At 41.3% G+C, this 312-nt stretch carries 1 pseudogene; it reads left to right on the plus strand.

The features are described 5' to 3' along the window. Positions 1-312: pseudogene (locus K675_RS33175) on the plus strand (hypothetical protein); the annotation flags it as partial.

A 312-nucleotide genomic window follows, 5' to 3' on the forward strand; every position in this document is an offset into this window, starting at 1 on the left:
AAAAATCGAGCACTGCATTGCAAGCACAAATGTGGGCCGAACAGTAGGCTGGTTCATCAAAAACGACCTAATGAGTCATGGCAAAGATATTGAGCTCTGGATAGAGAAAGATAAACCCGTTTTCACACCCGAGCAATTTGAGGCACTGCTGGCACTATCTGACTCTGATGAATGGCAAGAAAAATTCTGCAATATTGCCTCAACTTATTACGCATCAAGCAATAGCTATCACCAAGCTGACTCTCGCTTTCAAATTGCCATACCAAACTATATTTCGTTATTCAATGAAGCTGCTCTATATGACTTAGCACA

Origin of the sequence: Pseudomonas fuscovaginae SE-1, from assembly GCF_000364705.1 — a bacterium.
In the GTDB taxonomy this organism is placed as follows: domain Bacteria; phylum Pseudomonadota; class Gammaproteobacteria; order Pseudomonadales; family Pseudomonadaceae; genus Aquipseudomonas; species Aquipseudomonas fuscovaginae_A.